Here is a 23,501-nt window from a genome sequence, read left to right as displayed (position 1 = left end):
CGTGACCACGCAGACCACGCCCTTGCTGAGCATCCGTGACCTCGAGGTCACCTTCCGCACCGACGCCGGCCCGACCGTCGCCGTGCGCGGCGTCTCGTTCGACGTGCACGCCGGCGAGACCGTCGCCGTCGTGGGGGAGTCCGGGTCGGGCAAGTCCACCTCCGCCGCGGCCGTCATGGGCCTGCTCGCCGACAACGGCCGGGTCACGGGCGGGCAGATCACCTTCGACGGCCAGGACCTGACGACGCTGTCGCCCGCGGCCATGCACCGGCTGCGCGGGTCGCAGATCGGCCTCGTGCCGCAGGACCCCATGTCGAACCTCAACCCCGTGCGCCGCGTCGGGCGCCAGGTCGACGAGGCGCTCGTCGACAACGGGGTGCTCAGCGGCCGGGGCGTGCGCGCGCGCACCGTCGAGCTGCTCGGCGAGGCGGGGCTGCCCGACGCCGAGCGCCGGGCCCAGCAGTACCCCCACGAGTTCTCCGGCGGCATGCGCCAGCGGGCCCTCATCGCCATGGGCCTGGCCGCGCGCCCGCAGCTGCTGGTCGCGGACGAGCCCACGTCGGCGCTCGACGTGACCGTGCAGCGCACGATCCTGGACAACCTCACCGCGCTGACCGACCGGCTCGGCATCGCGGTGCTGCTCATCACGCACGACCTCGGCCTGGCCGCCGAGCGGGCCGACCGCGTCGTCGTCATGTACCGCGGCGAGGTCGTCGAGCAGGGGCCGGCACGCACGCTGCTGAGCGACCCGCAGCACGAGTACACGCGCCGCCTCATCGCGGCTGCTCCGTCGCTGGCGTCCCGACGGATCGACCTCGCGCACGCGGGGACGCCCGTGCAGGCGTCGACCGCCGCGGTCCCGGTCCAGGCGGGCGCCGGGACCGAGCTGCCGGCGACCGGGGCAGCGCCGACCGAGCCGGCCGCGGCCGGGGGCACGGCTGGCGACCACATCGTCGAGGTCGAGCACATCAGCAAGGTGTTCCGCCTGCGCGGGCGCGGCCTGCTCGGGCGCGGCACCGACCTGCGCGCGGTCGACGACGTGAGCTTCGTCGTCCCGCGCGGCACGACCGTCGCGGTCGTGGGGGAGTCGGGCTCGGGCAAGTCCACCGTGGCGCGCATGATGCTCGGGCTGCTCGAGCCGACGTCCGGGACGATCCGCTTCGACGGCGAGGACGTCGCAGGCCGCGACCGCGCGGGCGAGCTCGCGCTGCGCCGCCGCGTGCAGCCGATCTTCCAGGACCCGTACGCCTCGCTCGACCCGCTGTTCACGATCTACCGGACGATCGAGGAGCCGCTGCGCGCCCACGGGCTCGGCGACCACGCCGCGCGCCGGACGCGTGTGCGCGAGCTCCTCGAGCAGGTCGCGCTCCCGGCCGAGCTGCTGCGCCGGTACCCCGCCGAGCTGTCCGGCGGGCAGCGTCAGCGGGTCGCGATCGCGCGCGCCCTGGCGCTGGAGCCCGAGCTGGTCGTGTGCGACGAGGCCGTCTCGGCGCTCGACGTGATCGTCCAGGCGCAGATCCTGGGCCTGCTCGCCGACCTCCAGGACCGGCTCGGCCTGTCGTACCTGTTCATCAGCCACGACCTGGCGGTCGTGCGGCAGATCGCCGACCACGTGGTGGTGATGCAGCAGGGGGCGGTCGTCGAGCAGGGCTCGGCGGACGACGTCTTCGACCGGCCGGCCACCGACTACACCCGCATGCTGATCGACGCGATCCCCGGGCGCGGGCTGGAGCTGGGCCGGTCCGCCTGACCCCCGCGGCAGGTGGGGGCACCTGACCAGGACCGAAGGCGCACCCGGCGGGTCCGCGGCGTCAGTAGGCTGGTCGCGACGCGCACGGTGGCGCGTCGCACCCCCACCACGAACGAGGAGCTACCAGCGTGCGAGTCGGACTGCTCACCGGCGGCGGCGACGTCCCGGGACTGAACGCCGCGATCCGTGCCGTCGTCAAGCGGGGCGAGGGCGACCACGGGCACTCGATCATCGGGTTCCGCAACGGCTGGAAGGGCGTCGTCGACGGCGACGTCATGCCGCTCACGCGCCAGCACATCCGCAACGTGCTGGCCACGGGCGGGACGCTGCTCGGCACCGCCCGGTACCACCCCCACGCGGACGACGGCGGCATGGACGCCGTGCTGGCGACCCTCGAGGCCGAGCGCATCGAGGCCCTCATCTGCATCGGCGGCGACGGCACGCTCAAGGCGGCCAGCCGCATCGCCGAGGCCGGCGTCCGGATCGTCGGCATCCCCAAGACGATCGACAACGACGTGTGGGGCACGGACCGCTCCATCGGCTTCGACACCGCGGTGACCATCGCGACCGAGGCCATCGACCGGATCCACACGACGGCCGAGTCGCACAACCGCGTCATGGTCGTCGAGGTCATGGGCCGCAGCGCCGGCTGGATCGCGGTCACGTCGGGCATCGCCGGCGGCGCGGAGCTCGTGCTCGCGCCCGAGGCGCCGTTCGACATCACCCGCGTGGAGAAGTTCCTCAAGCACCGGCACCGTGCGCACGCGAGCTTCTCGATCGTCGTCGTCGCCGAGGGTGCGGTGCCCGCGGAGGGCACGGCCATGCACTACGAGACCCAGGTCGGTCAGTTCGGCGAGATCGTCGCCGGGGCGATCGGCGAGCGGCTCAAGGGCGAGATCGAGCGGCGCACCGGCTTCGACACCCGCGTCACCGTCCTCGGGCACACCCAGCGCGGCGGCACGCCCACCGCGGCGGACCGCATCCTGGCGTCCCGGTTCGGGGTCGCGGCGATCGACGCGATCAACGCCGGCCGGTCCGACGTGATGACCGCGATCCGTGGCGAGCGGATCGAGCTCGTCGAGCTGCAGGAGGTCGCCGGGAAGGTGCAGCACGTGCCCGACGACCTGCTCATGGTGGCCGGTGCGCTCGCCTGATCGCGCACCTGCTCCTCGCTTTGCCTGCGCACCGCCGACCCGTTAGGGTTGACGGCGGTGCCGCGCGCCTTCGTCCTGGTCGGATCCGTGCAGCGACCGGTCGCGGAGCGGCCCTCGACCTCGGTCGCGGACCGCGCCCCCGGACCCCACGGACCGCCCGCCCGGCGGTCGTCGGCACCAGCACCACCCATCCCTGTCCGCACGACGCCCTGTCCGCATCGGAGCCCACCACTACATGAGCATCTCCACCCCCGCGAAGCCCGCCACGCCGCAGGTCGCGGTGAACGACATCGGCACGGCGGAGGACCTCCTCGCCGCGATCGACGCCACCATCAAGTACTTCAACGACGGCGACATCGTCGAAGGCACCATCGTCAAGGTGGACCGCGACGAGGTCCTCCTCGACATCGGCTACAAGACCGAGGGCGTCATCCCGTCCCGTGAGCTGTCGATCAAGCACGACGTCGACCCCGGCGAGGTCGTCCAGGTCGGTGACCAGGTCGAGGCCCTCGTCCTCCAGAAGGAGGACAAGGAAGGCCGCCTGATCCTGTCCAAGAAGCGGGCGCAGTACGAGCGCGCGTGGGGCACGATCGAGAAGATCAAGGAGGAGGACGGCGTCGTCACCGGCACCGTCATCGAGGTCGTCAAGGGCGGCCTCATCCTCGACATCGGTCTGCGCGGCTTCCTGCCCGCCTCGCTCGTCGAGATGCGTCGTGTCCGCGACCTCCAGCCGTACGTCGGCAAGGAGATCGAGGCGAAGATCATCGAGCTCGACAAGAACCGCAACAACGTCGTGCTCTCGCGCCGTGCGTGGCTCGAGCAGACGCAGTCCGAGGTCCGCTCCACCTTCCTGCAGACGCTGCAGAAGGGCCAGGTGCGCCCCGGTGTCGTGTCCTCGATCGTCAACTTCGGTGCGTTCGTGGACCTCGGCGGCGTCGACGGCCTCGTGCACGTGTCCGAGCTGTCCTGGAAGCACATCGACCACCCCTCCGAGGTCGTCGAGGTCGGCCAGGAGGTCACGGTCGAGGTGCTCGAGGTCGACTTCGACCGCGAGCGGGTCTCCCTGTCGCTGAAGGCGACGCAGGAGGACCCGTGGCAGGCGTTCGCCCGGACCCACGCGATCGGTCAGGTCGTGCCGGGCAAGGTCACCAAGCTCGTCCCGTTCGGTGCGTTCGTGCGCGTCGAGGACGGCATCGAGGGCCTCGTGCACATCTCGGAGCTGGCCGTGCGCCACGTCGAGATCCCCGAGCAGGTCGTGCAGGTCGGCGACGACGTCTTCGTCAAGGTCATCGACATCGACCTCGAGCGTCGCCGCATCTCGCTGTCGCTGAAGCAGGCCAACGAGGGCTTCGACCCCGAGTCGGACGACTTCGACCCCGCGCTGTACGGCATGGCGGCGGAGTACGACGACCAGGGGAACTACAAGTACCCCGAGGGCTTCGACCCGACGACCAACGAGTGGCTCGAGGGCTACGAGGCCCAGCGCGAGACGTGGGAGGCCCAGTACGCGGCCGCGCACGAGCGCTGGGAGGCGCACCGCAAGCAGGTGTCGGACGCCGCGCGTGCCGACGCCGAGGCGACGAACGAGCCCGCCGCCGCGGTGAGCAGCAGCGCGCCGTCGACGTACTCCTCGTCCACGGACGAGGCGACGGGCACGCTGGCCTCGGACGAGGCCCTCGCCGCGCTGCGCGAGAAGCTCACGGGCGCCTGAGCCCGGCGGCGCACGCGCCGCACCGAGCAGCGTCGACGGCCGGTCACCCCTCGGGTGGCCGGCCGTCGGCGTCCCGGCCGCGGGCCGGTCCCCAGCGGTCGCGGTCCCGCGCACGCTGCGGGCAGGATGGGGCCATGCAGAGGATCGGGCTCACGGGCGGCATCGCGGCCGGCAAGTCGGTGGCCGCGCGACGGTTCGCCGAGCACGGGGCGGTCGTGATCGACGCCGACGAGCTGGCCCGGACCGCGGTCGCGCCCGGGTCGGCGGGGCTCGACGCGGTGACGGAGGCGTTCGGGCCCGGCGTGGTCGCCGCCGACGGGTCGCTGGACCGCCCCGCGCTCGCCGCGGTCGTGTTCGCCGACCCCGCGGCCCGGGCACGCCTCGACGCGATCGTCCACCCCGTCGTGCGCCGCCTGGCCGCCGAGCGGGAGGCCGCCGCCGCCACGCTCGACGCCGGCGCGGTCGTCGTGCACGACATCCCGCTGCTCGTCGAGACGGGGCAGGCCGACGACTTCCACGTCGTGGTCGTCGTCGACGCCCCCGCGCTGCTGCGCGTCGAGCGGCTCGTGCGGCTGCGGGGCATGACCCGCCAGGACGCCGAGGCCCGCGTCGCGGCCCAGGCGGACGACGCCGTCCGGCTGTCCGCCGCCGACGTCGTCCTGGACGGCAGCGGCAGCGAGGACGTGCTGCGCGCCCAGGTCGACGTGCTGTGGCTGCGGCTCGCGGCCGAGCGCGACGCCGAGCTCGCGGCGGACACCCCCTGACGCTGCGACCCGCCCGGTCGCTACGATCGCCCTCGTCCGCCGGTCGGGTGAACCCGCCGCCGGACGCGAAGGCGAGGGCTGCCCGCACCCGATGACACGGTCGGGTGCGTGTCCCTCGGACCCTGCCCGGTCGACGACGACCGGGCTCCACGTGGGGGTACCTGTCGGAGGAGAGCGATGGCGCTGGACGGGGACGGCTCGCACGGGTGGGAGCTGCGCCCGCTGCAGTCGAAGGCGTCGGTCTCGGTGGCGACCGCGACGCTGTCGGCGACACGGGTGCTCGAGATCGCGGCCAAGGCGGGGACAGGCGTCGAGGACGACTCGGGCTGGTTGAAGGTGGGCGAGCGCACCGCCGGGCAGGTGGAGTACGTGGTGAAGGACCTCACGCGGACGGAGGACAGGGCGGCGCTGCAGTTCGTCGTCGTGGTCGAGCGTTCCGTGGGGCGGGTGACGGCGCGCTCGGCGATCACCCGGTTCGAGATGCGTTCGGGGCTGTCCTCGCTCGTGCCGGTCGCGCGGCGCAAGATCGTGGGCTTCAGCGTGTACCGGGCGTTCATGGACGCGTTCGTGGACGCGCTGCACGCCGAGGACCCGGGCTGCCACGTGTCGTTCAGCGGGGACTGAGGCGCGGTGGCACCGGCCCGGACGGGTCGGTGTCACCGGCTCGTCGTACCGTGGGCCCATGCGACCCGTCACCGACCTGCAGCGGACCGTGGCACCCTTCGAGGTCGTCTCCGAGTACACCCCCAGCGGGGACCAGCCGACGGCGATCGCCGAGCTCGCGTCGCGCGTGCGGGCGGGGGAGAAGGACGTCGTCCTGCTCGGCGCCACCGGCACCGGCAAGTCGGCGACGACGGCCTGGCTGATCGAGGAGCTGCAGCGCCCGACGCTGGTCATGGCGCCGAACAAGACCCTCGCCGCGCAGCTGGCGACCGAGTTCCGCGAGCTCCTGCCGAACAACGCCGTCGAGTACTTCGTCTCGTACTACGACTACTACCAGCCCGAGGCGTACATCGCGCAGACGGACACCTACATCGAGAAGGACTCGTCGATCAACGACGAGGTCGAGCGCCTGCGCCACTCCGCGACGAGCTCGCTGCTGACCCGCCGGGACGTCGTCGTGGTCGCCACCGTCTCGTGCATCTACGGCCTGGGCACCCCGCAGGAGTACGTCGACCGCATGGTCACCCTCTCCGTCGGCGACCGTGTCGACCGCGACCAGCTCCTGCGCCAGTTCGTCACGATGCAGTACGCGCGCAACGACGTCGCGTTCACGCGCGGGACCTTCCGTGTGCGCGGCGACACGGTCGAGATCATCCCCGTGTACGAGGAGCTCGCCATCCGCATCGAGCTCTTCGGCGACGAGGTCGAGGCGATCGCGACCCTGCACCCGCTCACCGGGGACGTCGTGCGCTCCGAGCAGCAGGTCCACGTGTTCCCGGCGACGCACTACGTGGCCGGGCCCGAGCGGATGGAGCGGGCGATCGGCGGCATCGAGGCGGAGCTCGAGGCGCGGCTGGCCGACCTCGAGCGCCAGAACAAGCTCCTCGAGGCGCAGCGCCTGCAGATGCGCACGACCTACGACATCGAGATGATGCGCCAGATCGGGTCGTGCTCCGGGATCGAGAACTACTCCCGGCACATCGACGGCCGTGCCCCCGGCTCGGCGCCGAACACCCTCATCGACTACTTCCCCGAGGACTTCCTCCTCGTGATCGACGAGTCGCACGTGACCGTCCCGCAGATCGGGGCGATGTACGAGGGCGACATGTCCCGCAAGCGGAGCCTCGTCGACCACGGCTTCCGGCTGCCCAGCGCCACGGACAACCGGCCGCTGCGCTGGGAGGAGTTCGTCGAGCGCATCGGCCAGACCGTCTACCTGTCCGCCACCCCCGGCAGCTACGAGCTGTCGATGGCCGACGGCGTGGTCGAGCAGATCATCCGCCCGACCGGCCTCGTCGACCCCGAGGTCGTGGTCAAGCCCACCCAGGGCCAGATCGACGACCTGCTCGGCGAGATCCGCGACCGGGTCGAGCGCGACGAGCGGGTCCTGGTGACGACGCTGACGAAGAAGATGTCCGAGGACCTGACGGACTACCTCCTGGAGAAGGGCGTGCGGGTCCGCTACCTGCACTCCGAGGTGGACACCCTGCGCCGCGTCGAGCTGCTGCGCGAGCTGCGGATGGGGGAGTACGACGTCCTCGTCGGCATCAACCTCCTGCGCGAGGGCCTCGACCTGCCCGAGGTCTCGCTCGTCGCGATCCTCGACGCCGACAAGGAGGGCTTCCTGCGTTCGGCGACGTCCCTCATCCAGACCATCGGCCGTGCCGCCCGCAACGTGTCCGGGCAGGTCCACATGTACGCCGACCGGATCACGGCGGGCATGGCGACGGCGATCGACGAGACCAACCGGCGGCGGGAGAAGCAGGTCGCGTACAACCTCGAGCGCGGCCTGGACCCCCAGCCGCTGCGCAAGCGCATCGGGGACATCACCGACATGCTCGCCCGGGAGGACGCGGACACGGCGGAGCTGCTCGGGGGCGCGGGCCGGCAGGCGAGCCGTGGCAAGGCCCCGGTCCCCGGCCTCGGCTCGCGGGCCGGCGGGCAGGACGGCCGGCGTGCGCTCGCGGGCGTCGCGGCCGGCGAGCTCGCGGACCTCATCCAGGAGCTCACGGACCAGATGCACGCCGCGGCGGGCGAGCTGCAGTTCGAGCTCGCGGCGCGGCTGCGGGACGAGATCTCGGGGTTGAAGAAGGAGCTGCGCCAGATGCAGGCCGCCACGGCCTGACCGACGCGGTCCCGCCGCTCGCCGGGGCTCCCGTCCGACGGGTCGCCTATAGTGACCCGTCGGAGGGGAGTACTCCCCGCGACTGCATCGTCATCACGGCCGCCGCTGATGCCGGCCCGGTGCAGCCGGCTGCGAGTCACGCGGGAGCGCGTGCGGTGGCGGAAGAGACCTCCGGTCATCCCCTGTCCCTACCGGGAGGTCATCTGCCGTGGACGTTCCTCTGTGGGCGTGGGCCGTCACCGTCGGCGTCATCCTCGTGATGCTCGCCGTCGACTACGTCGGCCACGTCCGTTCCCCGCACGAGCCGACCCTGCGCGAGTCTGCGTGGTGGTCCGCCGGCTACGTCGGCGTCGCGGTGCTGTTCGGCGTGATCGTGTGGGCCGTGTGGGGGTCGACGTACGGCGGTGAGTACTTCGCCGGCTACATCACCGAGAAGAGCCTGTCGGTCGACAACCTCTTCGTGTTCGTGCTGATCATGGCGAGCTTCCGGGTGCCGCGGCTCTACCAGCAGAAGGTGCTGCTCATCGGCATCACCATCGCGCTGGTCCTGCGGACCGTGTTCATCTTCGTCGGCGCGGCGCTCATCGAGAACCTCAGCTGGATCTTCTACGTGTTCGGCGCGTTCCTGCTCTGGACGGCCTGGTCGCAGATCCGCTCGGGCAGCTCCGACGACGACGAGGAGTACCAGGAGAACGCGGCGCTGCGCCTGACGCGCCGGCTGCTGCCGACGACCGACGACTACGTCGGGGACAAGATGACCGTGAAGGTCGACGGGCGCCGGTTCATGACGCCGATGCTCATCGTGATGGTCGCGATCGGCACGGCGGACATCATCTTCGCGGTCGACTCCATCCCCGCGATCTTCGGGCTCACGCAGGAGACGTACCTGGTGTTCGCGGCCAACGCGTTCTCCCTCCTGGGCCTGCGTCAGCTGTTCTTCCTCATCGACGGCCTGCTCGACAAGCTCGTGTACCTGTCCTACGGGCTCGGTGCGATCCTCGGGTTCATCGGCGTGAAGCTGGTGATCCACGCGCTGCACACCAACGAGGTGCCGTTCATCAACGGTGGCGAGCACGTGACCGCCGTCCCCGAGATCACCACACCGGTCTCCCTGGGGTTCATCGTGCTGACGCTGCTGCTGACGACCGTGCTGTCGCTGCGGCGCACGCGTCGTGACGAGCGGGTCGCGCTCACCGAGGCCACGTCGGCGCGCGAGGCGACGCTCGGCGTCCAGGACGGCCCCGAGGGCACGATCGACGATGCTGGTCGGATCGACGAGGCGGGCCGGACCGACGGGGCGGGCCGGTGAACCACGAGCTGCCCGTCGTCTTCGAGGTCGCCGCGATGGTCGCGGTCGTGAGCATGCTGGTGCTCGACCTCGCGATCGTCCGCCGCCGCCCGCACGTGCCGACCACGCGCGAGAGCCTCGTGTGGGTCCTGGTGTACGTGGGTCTCGCGCTCGGCTTCGCCGGGCTGCTCGCCGTCGTCGGCGGCGCGGCGCCCGCGGGGGAGTTCCTCGCGGGGTGGCTGACCGAGTACAGCCTGTCGGTCGACAACCTCTTCGTGTTCATGCTGATCATGTCGAGCTTCGCGGTGCCGCGGGAGCAGCAGCAGCGGGTCCTCATGGTGGGCATCGTGCTGGCGCTCGTGCTGCGGGGCGGGTTCATCCTCGCCGGTGCGGCGGTGCTCGAGCGGTGGACGTGGGTGTTCTACCTGTTCGGCGCGTTCCTGGTGTACACGGCCGTCAAGATCGCGCGCGACGGCGCCGGCGGCGGTGACGAGGAGTACGCCGAGAACCGCCTCGTGCGCGCGGTGCGCCGGGTGCTGCCGATGTCGGCGGGGTACGACGGCGGCCGCGTGCGCACGGTGGTCGACGGGCGCCGCGTCTTCACGCCGCTGGTCGTGGTCTTCGTCGCGATCGGCACGACGGACCTGCTGTTCGCGTTCGACTCGATCCCGGCGATCTTCGGCCTGACGCAGGACCCGTTCCTGGTGTTCACGGCGAACGTGTTCGCGCTCATGGGGCTGCGTCAGCTGTACTTCCTGCTCGGCGGCCTGCTCGACCGGCTCGTGTACCTGCCGTACGGCCTCGCCGTGATCCTCGGCTTCATCGGGCTGAAGCTCGTGGCCGAGGCGCTGCACACGAACACGCTCGGGTTCCTCAACGGCGGGCAGCCCGTCGCGTGGGTCCCCGAGGTGCCCACGTGGGTGTCGCTGGCCGTCATCGCGGTGTCCCTGGCCGGTGCGACGGTGGCGAGCCTGCTCGTCACCCGTCGGCCCGGCGCGGCCGGTCCCGCCGACCCGGAGCCGCTCGTCCGCGAGACCGACGAGACGCGCTGACCGCCCCACCCGGACGACCCGCGGCATACGGGGGTCGTCCGGGTGCGTGCGCCCGCGGACGTGGGTCGGCGGGTGCGGGTGCCGCGGCCTCAGGCGGTCGCCGACCAGGGGCCGAGGACGAGCTCCCAGGCGAGGATCTCGGCGTCCTGCACGAGCCCCGCACGCGCGAACGGGTCCTGGGCGAGCAGCTCGTGCACCTGCGCGACGTCCGGCGCGCGGAACACCAGCAGCGCGCCCGGCGGCTGCGCCTGCGGCAGGGGGCCGGAGCCGAGGAGGGTCCCGGCCTCGGCGAGGGACGCGAGCCACGCCCGGTGCTCGGGGCGCACCACGTCACGCTCGGCGGCGCGCTCGTCGTAGGTGTAGCGGACGGCGATGACGGTCATGGGGCCATCCTGCCCGAGCGTGCGCCGTGCCGAGGGGGCCGGACGGCCCCCGCGCGCGCGGCGCCGGCCGGCACGGGTGGCACAGTGGTCCCATGACCCGTCCCGCTGCGCGCAGGGCCCGGCGATGACCCGCCGCCCGCGCACCCTGCTGACCGACGACCTGCTCGCCGCCGTGCACGCGCGCGCCGCGCAGCACGACCGCGACAACACGTTCCCGCACGACGACCTGGCCGACCTCGTCGCCGCGGGGTACCTGCGGGCGTTCGTGCCCGTCGGGCTCGGCGGTGCCGGGCTCACCCTCGAGGAGGTCGCGCGCGAGCAGGCCCGCCTCGCGGCGGCCGCACCGGCCACGGCGCTCGCGGTCAACATGCACCTCGTCGTCACGGGCCTGGCCGCGCACCTGCTCGCGCACGGCGACGACTCCGTGGCGTTCGTGCTGCGCGACGCCGCGGCGGGCGAGGTGTACGCCTTCGGCAACTCCGAGGCGGGCAACGACCTCGTGATGTTCGGCTCGCGCACGCGCGCCGTCCCGCAGGCCGACGGCGGCTACCGGTACACGGGCACCAAGATCTTCACGTCCCTGTCGCCGGTGTGGACGCGCCTGGCGACGTTCGGGCTCGACGACTCCGACCCGGGCGACCCGCGCCTCGTGCACGGCGTCGTCTCCCGTGGCGAGGGCGTGCACGCCAAGGACGACTGGGACACCCTCGGGATGCGGGCGACGCAGTCGGCCACGACCGTCCTCGACGGCGCCTACGCCCCGCCCGGCCAGGTGTACCGGAGGCTGCCGCCCGGGCCCAGCGCCGACCCGTTCGTCTTCGCGCTGTTCGCCGTCTTCGAGGTCCTGCTCGCCGCGGTGTACACGGGCATCGGACGGCGGGCCCTGGAGCTCGGCGTCGAGCACGCCCACCGGCGCACGTCGATGAAGCACGACGGGCGTCCCTACGCCCAGGACCCCGACATCCGCTGGAAGGTCGCCGACGCGGCCCTCGCGCAGGACGGCGCCGAGCTGCAGGTGTTCGCGCTCGCCCGGGACGTCGACGAGGACGCCGACCACGGCGCCCGCTGGTTCGCCCAGCTCGTCGGTCTCAAGGTCCGGGCCACCGAGAGCGCCCGGGTCGTCGTCGACCTGGCGCTGCGGGTCTCGGGCGGGGGCGCGTACTCCTCCGGCAGCGAGCTCGCCCGGCTGTACCGGGACGTCCTCGCAGGGATCTACCACCCGTCGGACGACGAGTCCGCCCACGGGACCGTCGCGACGTCGGTGCTCGGCCCGCCGCAGGGCTGACGGGTCACCAGCCGCGGGCGCGCCACGCGTCCAGGTGCGGGCGCTCGGCGCCGAGGGTCGTGTCGGCGCCGTGCCCCGGGTACACCCACGTCGCGTCGTCGAACCGGTCGAAGACCCGCTCCCGGACGTCGGTGAGCAGCTGCCCGAACCGCTCGGGGTCGCCGCCGGTGGCCCCGACGCCGCCGGGGAAGAGGCTGTCCCCGGTGAACAGGTGCACGCGTCCCGGCACGGCGTCGGGCACGTGCACGTGCTCGGGCTCGCGCAGGGCGAGCGCCACCGACCCCGGCGTGTGGCCCCGCAGCGCGACCACCTCCAGCACGAGGTGCCCGACGGTGAGGGTGTCCCCGTGCACGAGCCGGCGCACGGGGGCACCGTCGGCGGCGGCGCCGACCGCGTCCGCGTCGTCGGCGCCCGCCGCGAGGTCCGCACCGGTCACGGCCAGCACCGAGACGAGCGCACCCACGTGGTCGGCGTGCCGGTGCGTCGTGACCACCGTGGCGAGGCGGGCCGCGGGCGACCCCTCGCGCACGAGCGCGAGCAGCCGGTCGGGGTCGGCCGCCGCGTCGACGAGCAGCTGCGCGCCCGAGCGTCGGCACGTCACCAGGTACGCGTTGTTCGCGCCCGGGCCGACGGCGACCTTGCGCACCACCGCGTCGTCCAGCTCGCGCACCGCGGTGGGGCCGCCCACGCGGACGTCACCGGTGTAGCTCATCGTCGGTCCTCCTCGTCCCTCGCGCGCTCCTGCTCGGTGCCCGGTCCCGCGACCGGTGCGCGCGACCGCTCGGCACGCAGCCGCTCCGCACGCCCGTGGCTGTGGGCGGCGCGCACCAGCGCGAGGTGCGAGAGCGCCTGCGGCACGTTGCCGAGCATGTGCCCGCCCACGGGGTCGTACTGCTCCGCCAGCAGGCCCAGCTCGCCGCCGAGCGGGACCATCGCGTCGAGGACCCGGGTCGCCCCGTCGACGTCGCCCGCCCGGGCGAGCGCGTCGGCGAGCCACGACGAGCACGCCAGGAACGGCGCCTCGTGCCCGGCGAGGCCGTCGTCGGTCGCCTCCGTGCGGTACCGCAGCAGCAGACCGGGCGCGACCTCCAGCTCCTCCCGGACCGCCGCGACCGTGGAGAGCACCCGCGGGTCGTCGGCCGGCAGGAACCCGACGATCGGGATCTGCAGGAGCGCCGCGTCCGTGTGCTCCGCGCCCTCGTGCTGCACGAACGACCGGCGCCGCGACGACCACCCCCGGGCGAGGACGTCGGCGTGGATCTCGTCGCGCGCCGCCTCCCAGCGCGCCAGCGGGGCCGCCAGCCCGTACGCCCGCGCGCCGCGCACGGCCCGGTCGACGGCCGCCCACGTCATCACGCCGGAGTGGGTGAAGCGGCGCGGTGCGCCCCGGACCTCCCAGATCCCCCGGTCGGGCTCGCGCCACCCGTCCAGCAGGGCGTCGACGAGCCGGCGCTGCAGCGCCCACGACGCGGTCGTCTCGGCCAGACCCGCGTCGCGGGCCACCGCGAGCGCGCACATCACCTCGCCGAGGACGTCGTGCTGGACCTGGTCGACCGCGCCGTTCCCGACCCGCACCGGCCGCGACCCCGCCCAGCCGGGCAGGTGGTCGAGCTCGCGCTCCGGCATGCGCCGACCGCCGTCGACCCGGTACATGATCTGCACGTCCCGCGGGTCCCCGGCGACCGCCCGCAGCAACCAGTCCCGCCACTGCGTGGCCTCGTGGTGGAAGCCCTGCTCGACCAGCGCCTCGACCGTCAGCGCCGCGTCGCGCAGCCACGTGTACCGGTAGTCCCAGTTGCGCGTGCCGCCCGGCGACTCCGGCAGCGACGTGGTGGCGGCCGCGACGATCCCGCCCGTCGCGGAGTCGGTGAGCATCCGCAGCACGAGCAGCGAGCGGACCACGGCCTCGCGGTACCGACCCTGGTACCGGCAGCCGCGCGCCCACAGGCCCCAGGCCGTCGCGGTCGCCTCGACGCGGGCCTCGACCGGCAGGCGCGGCGGGGTCGGGCGCCACGACGGCGTCCACGTCAGCGACAGGTCCACGGACTCGCCGGCGCGCAGCCGGAAGCGGTCGACGTGGTGGTGGTCGTCGGCCCGCGGCAGGCGGCTGCCGCGGAGCACGAGGGCGTCCGGGCCGGCCGTGGCACGGATCGTGTCGCAGCCCTGCGCGTCCGCGACGTGCTGCACCCACGGCTCGACGGCCCCGTAGCCGAACCGCACGGTCCACTCGTGCTCGACCTCGACCTCGCCGTCGGTGCACGTGAGCCGCCGCACGAGGTCCGCGCGGCCGTCGCCGAGGGGCATGGCGTCGACGGCGACCGCCGTGCCCGTGGCCGAGCGGTACGTGGTCTCCAGCACGAAGGAGTCGCCGACCCAGCGCCGGCGCTCGCAGGTGGCGCCGGCGACGGCGAGGCGCCACCGGCCGTGCTCGGGGCCGCCCAGGAGCGCGGCGAAGCAGGCGTCGGAGTCGAAGCCGGGCAGGCAGAGCCAGTCGACCGACCCGTCGCGCGAGACCAGGGCGGCCGTGCGGCCGTCGCCGAGCACGGCGTAGTCCTCCACGGGCGACTGGCCGGGCAGCAGGTGGGCGGGCGGGACCGGGGCGTGGTGCGGGGGCATCGGTCCCAGGATGACGTGCCGGGGCTCGCGCCGCAGGTCGCGCGACCGGGCGGTGCCGGGTCGTCGAACACGTGTGCGATTGTCGGCCGGTCCGCGTAGAGTCGTGCGACGTGAACGACCGACTGGTGGTCCGTGGGGCCCGCGAGCACAACCTGCGCAACGTCGACCTCGACCTGCCGCGTGACGCGCTCATCGCGTTCACCGGGCTCTCGGGATCGGGCAAGTCGTCCCTGGCGTTCGACACGATCTTCGCGGAGGGGCAGCGCCGCTACGTCGAGTCGCTGTCGGCGTACGCGCGCCAGTTCCTCGGGCAGATGGACAAGCCCGACGTGGACTTCATCGAGGGCCTGTCGCCCGCCGTGTCGATCGACCAGAAGTCGACGAACCGGAACCCGCGCTCGACCGTGGGCACGATCACCGAGGTCTACGACTACCTGCGCCTGCTGTTCGCCCGGGCGGGGACCCAGCACTGCCCCGTGTGCGGCGAGCGGGTCACGGCGCAGACGCCCCAGCAGATCGTCGACCGGCTGCTCGAGCTGCCGGAGGGGACCCGCTACCAGGTGCTCGCGCCGGTGGTGCGCGGCCGCAAGGGTGAGTACGCGGACCTGTTCCGCGAGCTGCAGGGCAAGGGCTTCGCCCGCGCGCGTGTCGACGGCGAGGTCGTGCAGCTGACGTCGCCGCCCACGCTGGAGAAGAAGCTCAAGCACGACATCGAGGTCGTCGTCGACCGGCTCGTCGCGCGCGAGGGCGTGCAGCGTCGCCTGACGGACTCCGTGGAGACCGCCCTGGGGCTGGCGGGCGGCCTCCTGCTGGTCGAGCTGGTCGACGCGGAGGCCGACGACCCCGAGCGGGTGCGGCGGTTCTCCGAGACGCGGGCCTGCCCGAACGACCACGCGCTGTCCCTCGACGAGATCGAGCCGCGCACGTTCTCGTTCAACGCCCCGTACGGCGCCTGCCCCGAGTGCACGGGCATCGGGTCGCGCCTCGAGGTCGACCCCGAGCTGGTGGTCCCGGACGACGAGCTGTCGCTCGCCGACGGCGCGGTGGCGCCGTGGTCGCAGACGTCCGCGGACTACTTCCAGCGGGTGCTGACGGCGCTGGCCAAGGACATGGGCTTCTCGATGGACGTGCCGTGGCGCGCGCTGCCGCAGCGGGCCCGCGACGCGGTGCTGCACGGCGAGAACCACGAGGTCCAGGTCCGGTACAAGAACCGGTGGGGCCGTGAGCGGACCTACGCCACGGGGTTCGAGGGCGTCATCACGTTCCTCGAGCGCCGGCACGCGGAGACCGAGTCGGAGTGGAGCAAGGAGAAGTACGAGTCGTACATGCGGGAGGTGCCCTGCCCCGTGTGCAAGGGGGCGCGCCTGAAGCCCGAGGTCCTGGCGGTCAAGGTCGGCGGCCGGTCGATCGCCGAGGTGTGCGACCTGCCCATCGCCGAGGCGCGGACGTTCCTCGACGGCCTGGAGCTGGGGGAGCGGGAGCGGGCGATCGCCGCGCAGGTGCTCAAGGAGATCCAGGCGCGCCTGGGCTTCCTGCTCGACGTCGGGCTGGACTACCTGTCGCTCATGCGTCCCGCGGGGACGCTCTCGGGCGGCGAGGCCCAGCGGATCCGGCTGGCGACGCAGATCGGCTCCGGCCTGGTCGGGGTGCTGTACGTCCTCGACGAGCCGTCGATCGGCCTGCACCAGCGGGACAACCGCCGGCTCATCGACACGCTCACCCGCCTGCGCGACCTGGGGAACACGCTCATCGTCGTCGAGCACGACGAGGACACGATCCGCACGGCGGACTGGGTCGTCGACATCGGCCCGGGTGCCGGGGAGCACGGCGGTCGCGTGGTGCACTCCGGCGACCTCGAGGGGCTGCTCGCGTCGACGGAGTCGGTGACGGGGGCGTACCTGTCCGGGCGCCGGTCGATCCCGATGCCGGCGATGCGGCGTCCCGTCGACCGGTCGCGGCAGGTCACGGTGGTCGGTGCGCGCGAGCACAACCTCCAGGGCATCGACGTGTCGTTCCCGCTCGGCACGTTCACGGCGGTCACGGGGGTGTCGGGCTCGGGCAAGTCGACCCTGGTGAACTCGATCCTGTACACCGTCCTGGCCAACGAGCTGAACGGTGCCCGTCAGGTCGCCGGCCGGCACCGGCGCGTGACGGGCCTGGACCAGCTCGACAAGGTCGTCCACGTCGACCAGGGGCCCATCGGCCGCACGCCGCGGTCCAACCCCGCCACCTACACGGGGGTCTGGGACCACGTGCGCCGGCTGTTCGCCGAGACGAGCGAGGCCAAGGTGCGCGGCTACACCCCCGGGCGCTTCTCCTTCAACGTCAAGGGCGGGCGCTGCGAGGCGTGCTCGGGCGACGGCACCCTGAAGATCGAGATGAACTTCCTCCCGGACGTGTACGTGCCGTGCGAGGTCTGCCACGGGGCGCGGTACAACCGCGAGACCCTCGAGGTGCACTTCAAGGGCAAGACCGTGGCGGACGTGCTGGCGATGCCGATCGAGGAGGCCGCCGAGTTCTTCGCCGCGGTCCCCGCGATCGCCCGCCACCTGCGCACCCTCGTCGACGTGGGCCTGGGCTACGTGCGCCTGGGCCAGCCGGCGCCGACGCTGTCGGGCGGCGAGGCGCAGCGCGTCAAGCTCGCGGCCGAGCTGCAGCGCCGCTCCACGGGCCGCACCATCTACGTCCTCGACGAGCCGACCACGGGTCTGCACTTCGAGGACATCCGCAAGCTCCTCGGCGTGCTCCAGTCGCTGGTCGACAAGGGCAACACCGTGCTGGTCATCGAGCACAACCTCGACGTGATCAAGAACGCCGACTGGGTCGTCGACATGGGCCCCGAGGGCGGCAGCGGCGGCGGGCGGGTCGTGGCGCAGGGCACGCCGGAGCACGTGGCCGGCGTCCCGGAGAGCCACACGGGCCGGTTCCTCGCGGAGGTCCTCGAGCCCGTGCGCGCCGAGGCCAGCGCCTGAGGCGACCGTCGCGGTCCTGGTCCGGGCCCGCGACGGGACCCTCAGCCCGGCGGCTGACGGACCTCAGCCGGCTGCGGCGACCGTCACCGGGGTCGGCTCGTGCCGGACGACGAAGTTCACCGACCGGGCGATGAAGCAGTGCTCGTGGGCCCGCCGGTGCAGATCCGCCAGGAGGTCGTCGTCGACGCGTGCCCCGTCCGGCAGCGTCGCGCGGGCGACCGTGACGCGCGGGCGCAGGACGACCTCCGTGAACTGGCCGTGCCCCGCGGACTCGATCCGCATCGTCCCCGACGCGGCGTCGTCGTACCCCACGACCACCACGCCGGCCGCCGCGGCCAGGTGCAGGAACCACAGCATGTGGCACTGGGCCAGCGCCCCGACGAGGAGGTCCTCGGGCGACCACCGGTCGGGGTCGCCGCGGAACCCCGGGTCCGACGTGCCGGGCAGCGGCGGCTTGCCGCCGGACGTCAGCGTGTGGTCGCGGCCGTACGACGTGTACGTCGCGGTGCCGTCGGCACCCGCGCCCGTCCACGCGAGGTCCACCGAGTACTGGTGCAGCAGCTGGGCCATGGCCCCACCCTAGTGGCGCAGGTCACAGCCGCACGCGCGGGGCGGTCGCCCCGCCAGCCGGGTGTCGGAGCGGCGAACTAGGCTCGCCGCATGGCCGACCCCGCGACGTACCGACCCGCCCCCGGCGAGATCCCGGACGCCCCCGGGGTCTACCGGTTCCGGGACGAGCACGGACGCGTCGTGTACGTCGGCAAGGCCAAGAGCCTGCGCAGCCGCCTCAACAGCTACTTCCAGGACCTCGCCGCCCTGCACCCGCGCACGCAGCAGATGGTGACCACCGCCGCGTCCGTGCAGTGGACCGTCGTCGGCACCGAGGTCGAGGCCCTCGCGCTCGAGTACTCCTGGATCAAGGAGTTCGACCCCCGGTTCAACGTCAAGTACCGCGACGACAAGTCGTACCCGTACCTGGCCGTCACGATGGCCGACGAGGTGCCCCGCGTGCAGGTCATGCGGGGCGCCCGCCGCAAGGGCACCCGCTACTTCGGGCCCTACGCCCACGCGTGGGCCATCCGCGAGACCGTCGACCTGCTGCTGCGCGTCTTCCCCGTGCGGACCTGCTCCGCCGGGGTGTTCAAGCGTGCGCACCAGCAGGGGCGGCCCTGCCTGCTCGGGTACATCGACAAGTGCTCCGCACCCTGCGTGGGCCGCATCAGCACGGACGACCACCACCGCCTCGCGCAGGACTTCTGCGACTTCATGGCCGGCGACACGGCCCGCTTCACCCGGCGTCTCACCGCCGCGATGAAGGAGGCCGCCGCCGAGCTCGACTACGAGCGCGCCGCCCGCCTGCGTGACGACGTCGCGACGCTGCAGAAGGCGACCGAGCGCAACGCCGTCGTGCTGCCGGACGGCACCGACGCCGACGTCTTCGCGCTCGCCGGCGACGAGCTCGAGGCCGCCGTGCAGGTGTTCCACGTGCGCGACGGCCGCATCCGCGGGCAGCGCGGCTGGGTGGTCGAGAAGGTCGAGGACCTGCAGGACGCCGACCTCGTCGAGCACCTCCTCCAGCAGGTCTACGGCAGCGAGGACGGCGGGGACGGCGGTACCGGGGCGGTCCCGCGCGAGGTCCTCGTGCCCGTGCTGCCGACCGACGTCGAGCAGGTCCAGACCTGGCTCAGCGGGCTGCGCGGCTCCCGCGTGCAGGTGCGCGTGCCCCAGCGCGGCGACAAGCGCGAGCTCGCCGCCACCGTCCACCGCAACGCCGAGCACGCCCTCGTGCTGCACCGCACGCGGCGTGCCGGCGACCTCACGTCGCGCAGCCAGGCGCTGCGCGAGATCCAGGAGGCCCTCGACCTGCCCACCGCACCCCTGCGGATCGAGTGCTACGACGTCTCCCACAACCAGGGCACCTACCAGTCGGCCTCCATGGTGGTGTTCGAGGACGGTCTCGCCCGCAAGAGCGAGTACCGGCTGTTCAGCGTCCGCGGCCCCGAGGGTCAGGGCGCGCGCGACGACACCGCCGCCATGCACGAGGTCATCACTCGCCGCTTCCGCCGCTACCTCGCCGACCGCGCGCAGTCCCACGACCTCGAGCTCGCCGACGTCGACGGGGACGACGTCCCCCGCAGCGGACCGGTCGACGAGGCCACCGGCCGCCCCGTGCGCTTCGCCTACCCGCCGAACCTCGTCGTCGTCGACGGCGGCCCCCCGCAGGTCGCCGCCGCCGCCGCGGCCCTCGCCGAGCTCGGCATCGACGACGTCGCGCTCTGCGGCTTGGCGAAGCGGCTGGAGGAGGTCTGGCTGCCCGGCGAGGACTACCCGGTCGTCCTGCAGCGCACCTCCGAGGGCCTCTACCTGCTCCAGCGCGTGCGCGACGAGGCCCACCGCTTCGCCATCACCGCCCACCGCCGCCGGCGCAGCAAGGGCATGACCGTGTCCGCCCTCGACGACGTCCCCGGCCTCGGCCCCGCGCGCCAGTCCGCCCTGCTCAAGCACTTCGGCTCCGTCAAGCGCCTGCGGGCAGCCTCGGTCGAGGAGGTCGCCGCGGTCCGGGGGATGGGCCGGCGCACCGCCGAGGCCGTGCTCGCCGCGCTCGCGGGCCCGTCGGCGCCACCGGCGGCCGACGGGCCGTCCGAGCAGCACGCCGACCAGCGCACCGACCAGGACGCCGTGCCGGGCGCGCCGTCCCCGGTGGCCGCGGACCCGGCTGGCATGCTGGAGGCATGAAGGAGCCGTCGCCCATCACCGTGCCGAGCGGCATCCCGGCGCTCGAGGCGGCCGCCGAGGCCCCCGTCCTCGAGCAGCCCGAGGTCCTCGTCATCACCGGCATGTCCGGGGCCGGCAGGTCCCGGTCGGCCGCGGTCCTGGAGGACCTCGGCTGGTACGTCGTGGACAACCTGCCCGCCCAGATGCTCACCCACCTCGTCGGGATGCTCACCAGCGGGCCCGTGGGGGAGGGGGCGCGCCGCCTGGCCGCCGTCATCGACGTCCGTGCCCGGGAGTACTTCGACGCCCTCGAGGGGGTCCTCGAGCAGCTGCGCGGCTCGGGCGTCGAGCTGCGGATCCTCTTCCTCGACTCCTCCGACGAGGTGCTCGTCCGCCGGTTCGAGCAGGTCCGTCGCCCGCACCCCCTGCAGGGCGAGGGGCGGATCCTCGACGGCATCACGCGCGAGCGCCAGCTGCTGTCCGCGCTGCGCGAGCAGGCCGACACGATCATCGACACCTCGGACCTCAACGTCCACGACCTGGCCCGTCAGGTGCGCGCCGTCGTCGCGGGCGACCACGAGGACGTCCTGCACGTCTCGGTCGTCTCGTTCGGCTTCAAGTACGGCATCCCGCTGGACGCCGACCACGTCGTCGACGTGCGCTTCCTGGCCAACCCGTACTGGATCTCCGAGCTGCGCCACCTGTCCGGCCGCGACGCGCCGGTGCGCGACTACGTGCTGGGGCGGCCCGGCGCACTCGTCTTCGTGGAGCGCTACGTCGACGCCCTCGAGCCGGTACTCTCCGGCTACCTGCAGGAGGAGAAGCGCTACGTCACCGTCGCTGTCGGCTGCACGGGCGGCAAGCACCGCTCGGTCGCGATCAGCGAGGCGATCGGCGCCCGCCTGCGCGACCGCGGGCACCGGGTGCAGGTGACCGCGAGGGACCTCGGCAAGGAGTGAGATCGTCCGTGCTCGGCCCGATCGACGTGCCGCGCGCCGGGGACCCGACGCGCCCGGCCGTCGTCGCGCTGGGAGGCGGGCACGGTCTGTCGTCCACCCTGTCCGCGCTGCGGCTGATGACCGACCGGATCACCGCCGTCGTCACCGTCGCCGACGACGGCGGCTCCTCGGGCCGGCTGCGCGACGAGCTGGGCGTGCTCCCGCCGGGCGACCTGCGGATGGCCCTGGCCGCGCTGTGCGACGACTCCGACTGGGGCCGCACGTGGCGCGACCTCATGCAGCACCGGTTCTCCTCGTCCGGGCCGCTGGACCGGCACTCGGTGGGCAACCTCCTCATCGTCGCGCTCTGGGAGCTGCTGGACGACACCGTCGAGGGCCTCGACCTCGTCGGCCGCCTGCTCGGCGCCCGCGGGCGGGTGCTGCCCATGTCGTCGGTGCCCCTGAGCATCGAGGCCACCGTGCGGCGCGCGGACGGCACCCGCGAGACCGTGCGCGGCCAGAGCCGCCTCGCGAGCACCGCCGACCACATCGAGCACCTGCGCCTGGACCCCGCCACGCCACCCGCGTGCCCCGAGGCCGTCGCCGCGGTGCGTGCCGCGGACTGGGTCGTGCTCGGCCCCGGCTCCTGGTACACCTCCGTGCTCCCGCACCTGCTGGTGCCCGACCTGCGCGACGCGCTCCTGACCACGCCCGCGCGCGTGGTCGTCACCCTCAACCTGGCCCCCGACGGCGAGACGGTCGGGATGGGGGCGGAGGACCACCTCGAGGTCCTGCGGGCGCACGCTCCCGAGCTCCCCGTGCACGCCGTGGTCGCCGACCCGGGGTCCGTCGAGGACGTCTCGGCGCTCGCGGACCTGTGCGCGAAGCTCGGGGCCCGCCTGCTGGTGAGGCAGGTCCGGCGCGGCGACCAGCCGGGCGTGCACGACCCGTTGCGGCTGGCCGCGGCCCTGCGCGACGTGGTCGAGGGCTTCCTCGGCGACGTCGGGACGGTGACGTCACCACACCCCTGACCAGCGCAGGAAAGGTCACGGGACCGTCACGACCAGGGTGTCCGAGATGGCAGGATGACGCCATGGCTCTGACGGCACAGGTGAAGGACGAGCTGGCGCGCCTGAAGATCGACAAGACCTCCTGCCGCAAGGCGGAGATCTCGGCGACGCTGAGGTTCGCGGGCGGCCTGCACATCATCTCCGGCCGGATCGTCATCGAGGCCGAGCTCGACACGGGTGTGGCGGCGCGACGGCTGCGGCAGGCGATCGCCGAGGTCTACGGCCACGAGAGCGACATCATCGTCGTCTCCGGCGGCGGTCTGCGCCGCGGGAGCCGGTACGTCGTCCGTGTCGTCAAGGAGGGCGAGTCGCTCGCCCGGCAGACGGGTCTGCTGGACAACCGCGGACGTCCCGTCCGTGGTCTGCCCCCGCAGGTCGTGTCCGCCGGCATCGGCGAGGCGGAGGCGGCGTGGCGCGGGGCCTTCCTGGCCCACGGCTCGCTCACCGAGCCGGGGCGGTCGTCGTCCCTCGAGGTCACCTGTCCCGGCCCCGAGGCGGCGCTCGCCCTCGTCGGCGCGGCCCGCCGGCTGGGCGTGACCGCCAAGGCGCGCGAGGTGCGAGGTGTGGACCGCGTCGTGATCCGCGACGGCGACGCCATCAGCGCGATGCTGGCCCGGCTGGGCGCCCACGAGGCGATGCTCGTCTGGGAGGAGCGCCGGGTCCGGCGCGAGGTCCGGGGGACCGCCAACCGGCTCGCGAACTTCGACGACGCGAACCTGCGCCGCTCGGCGCGTGCCGCCGTCGCGGCAGGAGCCCGCGTGGAGCGTGCGTTCGAGCTGCTCGGGGACGACCTGCCGGACCACCTGCGCCAGGCCGGCGAGCTGCGGCTGGCGCACAAGGAGGCCTCGCTGGAGGAGCTCGGCAAGCTGGCCGACCCCCCGCTGACGAAGGACGCGGTGGCGGGCCGGATCCGGCGGCTGCTCGCGACCGCCGACCGCCGGGCGGCCGAGCTGGGCGTGCCCGACACCGAGGCCGGTCTGAGCCCGGAGCTGCTCGACATCTGACGGGCCCCGCG

Annotated in this window: 18 protein-coding genes; 14 read left to right on the top strand and 4 right to left on the bottom strand. The window is 73.5% G+C overall.

All coding sequences use genetic code 11. From position 1 onward, the window contains the following. The first annotated feature begins 1 nt into the window (after position 1). The 8 genes from BKA21_RS01985 to BKA21_RS01950 all read left to right on the top strand — a co-directional run bounded on the left by BKA21_RS01985 (position 2) and on the right by BKA21_RS01950 (position 10,507). Positions 2-1,750 (top strand): ABC transporter ATP-binding protein, encoded by a 1,749-nt coding sequence (locus BKA21_RS01985; RefSeq protein WP_140458869.1) that lies wholly within the window; start codon positions 2-4, stop codon positions 1,748-1,750. 128 nt (positions 1,751-1,878) lie between these two features. Then, entirely contained in the window at positions 1,879-2,904 is a 1,026-nt protein-coding gene (locus tag BKA21_RS01980) for a 6-phosphofructokinase (RefSeq protein ID WP_140458870.1), read from the top strand. 235 nt (positions 2,905-3,139) lie between these two features. Continuing rightward, a complete protein-coding gene (rpsA, locus tag BKA21_RS01975) occupies positions 3,140-4,615 on the top strand; it encodes a 30S ribosomal protein S1 (RefSeq protein WP_140458871.1) in 1,476 nt (491 codons plus the stop codon). 134 nt (positions 4,616-4,749) lie between these two features. Beyond that, positions 4,750-5,379: a dephospho-CoA kinase gene (gene coaE / locus BKA21_RS01970; RefSeq protein ID WP_140458872.1), complete on the top strand. Its 630-nt coding sequence runs from the start codon at positions 4,750-4,752 to the stop codon at positions 5,377-5,379. Between the two features lie 177 nt (positions 5,380-5,556). Continuing rightward, positions 5,557-6,003 (top strand): hypothetical protein, encoded by a 447-nt coding sequence (locus tag BKA21_RS01965; RefSeq protein WP_140458873.1) that lies wholly within the window; start codon positions 5,557-5,559, stop codon positions 6,001-6,003. 58 nt (positions 6,004-6,061) lie between these two features. After that, entirely contained in the window at positions 6,062-8,167 is a 2,106-nt protein-coding gene (gene uvrB, locus BKA21_RS01960) for an excinuclease ABC subunit UvrB (RefSeq protein WP_140458874.1), read from the top strand. 208 nt (positions 8,168-8,375) lie between these two features. Next, positions 8,376-9,476, top strand: coding sequence for a TerC family protein (locus BKA21_RS01955; RefSeq protein ID WP_140458875.1), 1,101 nt, complete (start codon positions 8,376-8,378; stop codon positions 9,474-9,476). After that, entirely contained in the window at positions 9,473-10,507 is a 1,035-nt protein-coding gene (locus BKA21_RS01950; RefSeq protein WP_179625297.1) for a TerC family protein, read from the top strand. Before BKA21_RS01955 ends, BKA21_RS01950 begins: the two co-directional genes overlap by 4 nt. An 89-nt stretch (positions 10,508-10,596) precedes the next feature. Here the strand turns inward: BKA21_RS01950 and BKA21_RS01945 are convergent, their stop codons facing one another. Further along, entirely contained in the window at positions 10,597-10,890 is a 294-nt protein-coding gene (locus tag BKA21_RS01945) for a YciI family protein (RefSeq protein ID WP_140458876.1), read from the bottom strand. Positions 10,891-11,014: 124 nt separating this feature from the next. Between BKA21_RS01945 and BKA21_RS01940 the strand changes: the two genes are divergently transcribed. Continuing rightward, positions 11,015-12,175 (top strand): acyl-CoA dehydrogenase family protein, encoded by a 1,161-nt coding sequence (locus BKA21_RS01940; protein WP_140458877.1) that lies wholly within the window; start codon positions 11,015-11,017, stop codon positions 12,173-12,175. Between the two features lie 4 nt (positions 12,176-12,179). Here BKA21_RS01940 and BKA21_RS01935 read toward each other — a convergent pair whose 3' ends face one another. Together BKA21_RS01935 and BKA21_RS01930 are read right to left on the bottom strand one after the other, a co-directional pair. Further along, positions 12,180-12,887 (bottom strand): MBL fold metallo-hydrolase, encoded by a 708-nt coding sequence (locus tag BKA21_RS01935; RefSeq protein ID WP_140458878.1) that lies wholly within the window; start codon positions 12,885-12,887, stop codon positions 12,180-12,182. Then, on the bottom strand, positions 12,884-14,791 hold the full coding sequence (locus BKA21_RS01930) for a glycoside hydrolase family 15 protein (RefSeq protein WP_140458879.1): 1,908 nt from the start codon (positions 14,789-14,791) through the stop codon (positions 12,884-12,886). The genes BKA21_RS01935 and BKA21_RS01930 overlap by 4 nt, the downstream gene beginning before the upstream one ends. A 110-nt stretch (positions 14,792-14,901) precedes the next feature. On the opposite strand from BKA21_RS01930, the gene uvrA reads away from it, so the two are divergent. Further along, the gene (uvrA, locus tag BKA21_RS01925) at positions 14,902-17,763 is read left to right on the top strand and encodes an excinuclease ABC subunit UvrA (protein WP_140458880.1); all 2,862 of its coding nucleotides are present in this window, start codon (positions 14,902-14,904) and stop codon (positions 17,761-17,763) included. A 63-nt stretch (positions 17,764-17,826) separates the two neighbouring features. On the opposite strand, the gene BKA21_RS01920 is transcribed toward uvrA, so the two are convergent. Further along, positions 17,827-18,333, bottom strand: coding sequence for an OsmC family protein (locus tag BKA21_RS01920; protein WP_140458881.1), 507 nt, complete (start codon positions 18,331-18,333; stop codon positions 17,827-17,829). 90 nt (positions 18,334-18,423) lie between these two features. On the opposite strand from BKA21_RS01920, the gene uvrC reads away from it, so the two are divergent. The 4 genes from uvrC (at position 18,424) to whiA (ending at position 23,490) form a co-directional block, all read left to right on the top strand. Then, positions 18,424-20,499: an excinuclease ABC subunit UvrC gene (gene uvrC / locus BKA21_RS01915; protein ID WP_140458882.1), complete on the top strand. Its 2,076-nt coding sequence runs from the start codon at positions 18,424-18,426 to the stop codon at positions 20,497-20,499. Beyond that, positions 20,496-21,437, top strand: a complete 942-nt coding sequence (gene rapZ / locus BKA21_RS01910; RefSeq protein WP_140458883.1) for an RNase adapter RapZ — start codon at positions 20,496-20,498, stop codon at positions 21,435-21,437. Before uvrC ends, rapZ begins: the two co-directional genes overlap by 4 nt. Before the next feature lie 8 nt (positions 21,438-21,445). Continuing rightward, entirely contained in the window at positions 21,446-22,447 is a 1,002-nt protein-coding gene (locus BKA21_RS01905) for a gluconeogenesis factor YvcK family protein (RefSeq protein ID WP_239072791.1), read from the top strand. A gap of 62 nt (positions 22,448-22,509) precedes the next feature. Next, positions 22,510-23,490, top strand: a complete 981-nt coding sequence (whiA, locus tag BKA21_RS01900) for a DNA-binding protein WhiA (protein WP_140458884.1) — start codon at positions 22,510-22,512, stop codon at positions 23,488-23,490. Positions 23,491-23,501 lie beyond the last annotated feature (11 nt).

This window comes from Cellulomonas oligotrophica (genome assembly GCF_013409875.1).
GTDB lineage: Bacteria > Actinomycetota > Actinomycetes > Actinomycetales > Cellulomonadaceae > Cellulomonas > Cellulomonas oligotrophica.
Note: the sequence above shows the minus strand (reverse complement) of the source record. Positions and strands in the feature narration are given on the sequence as shown.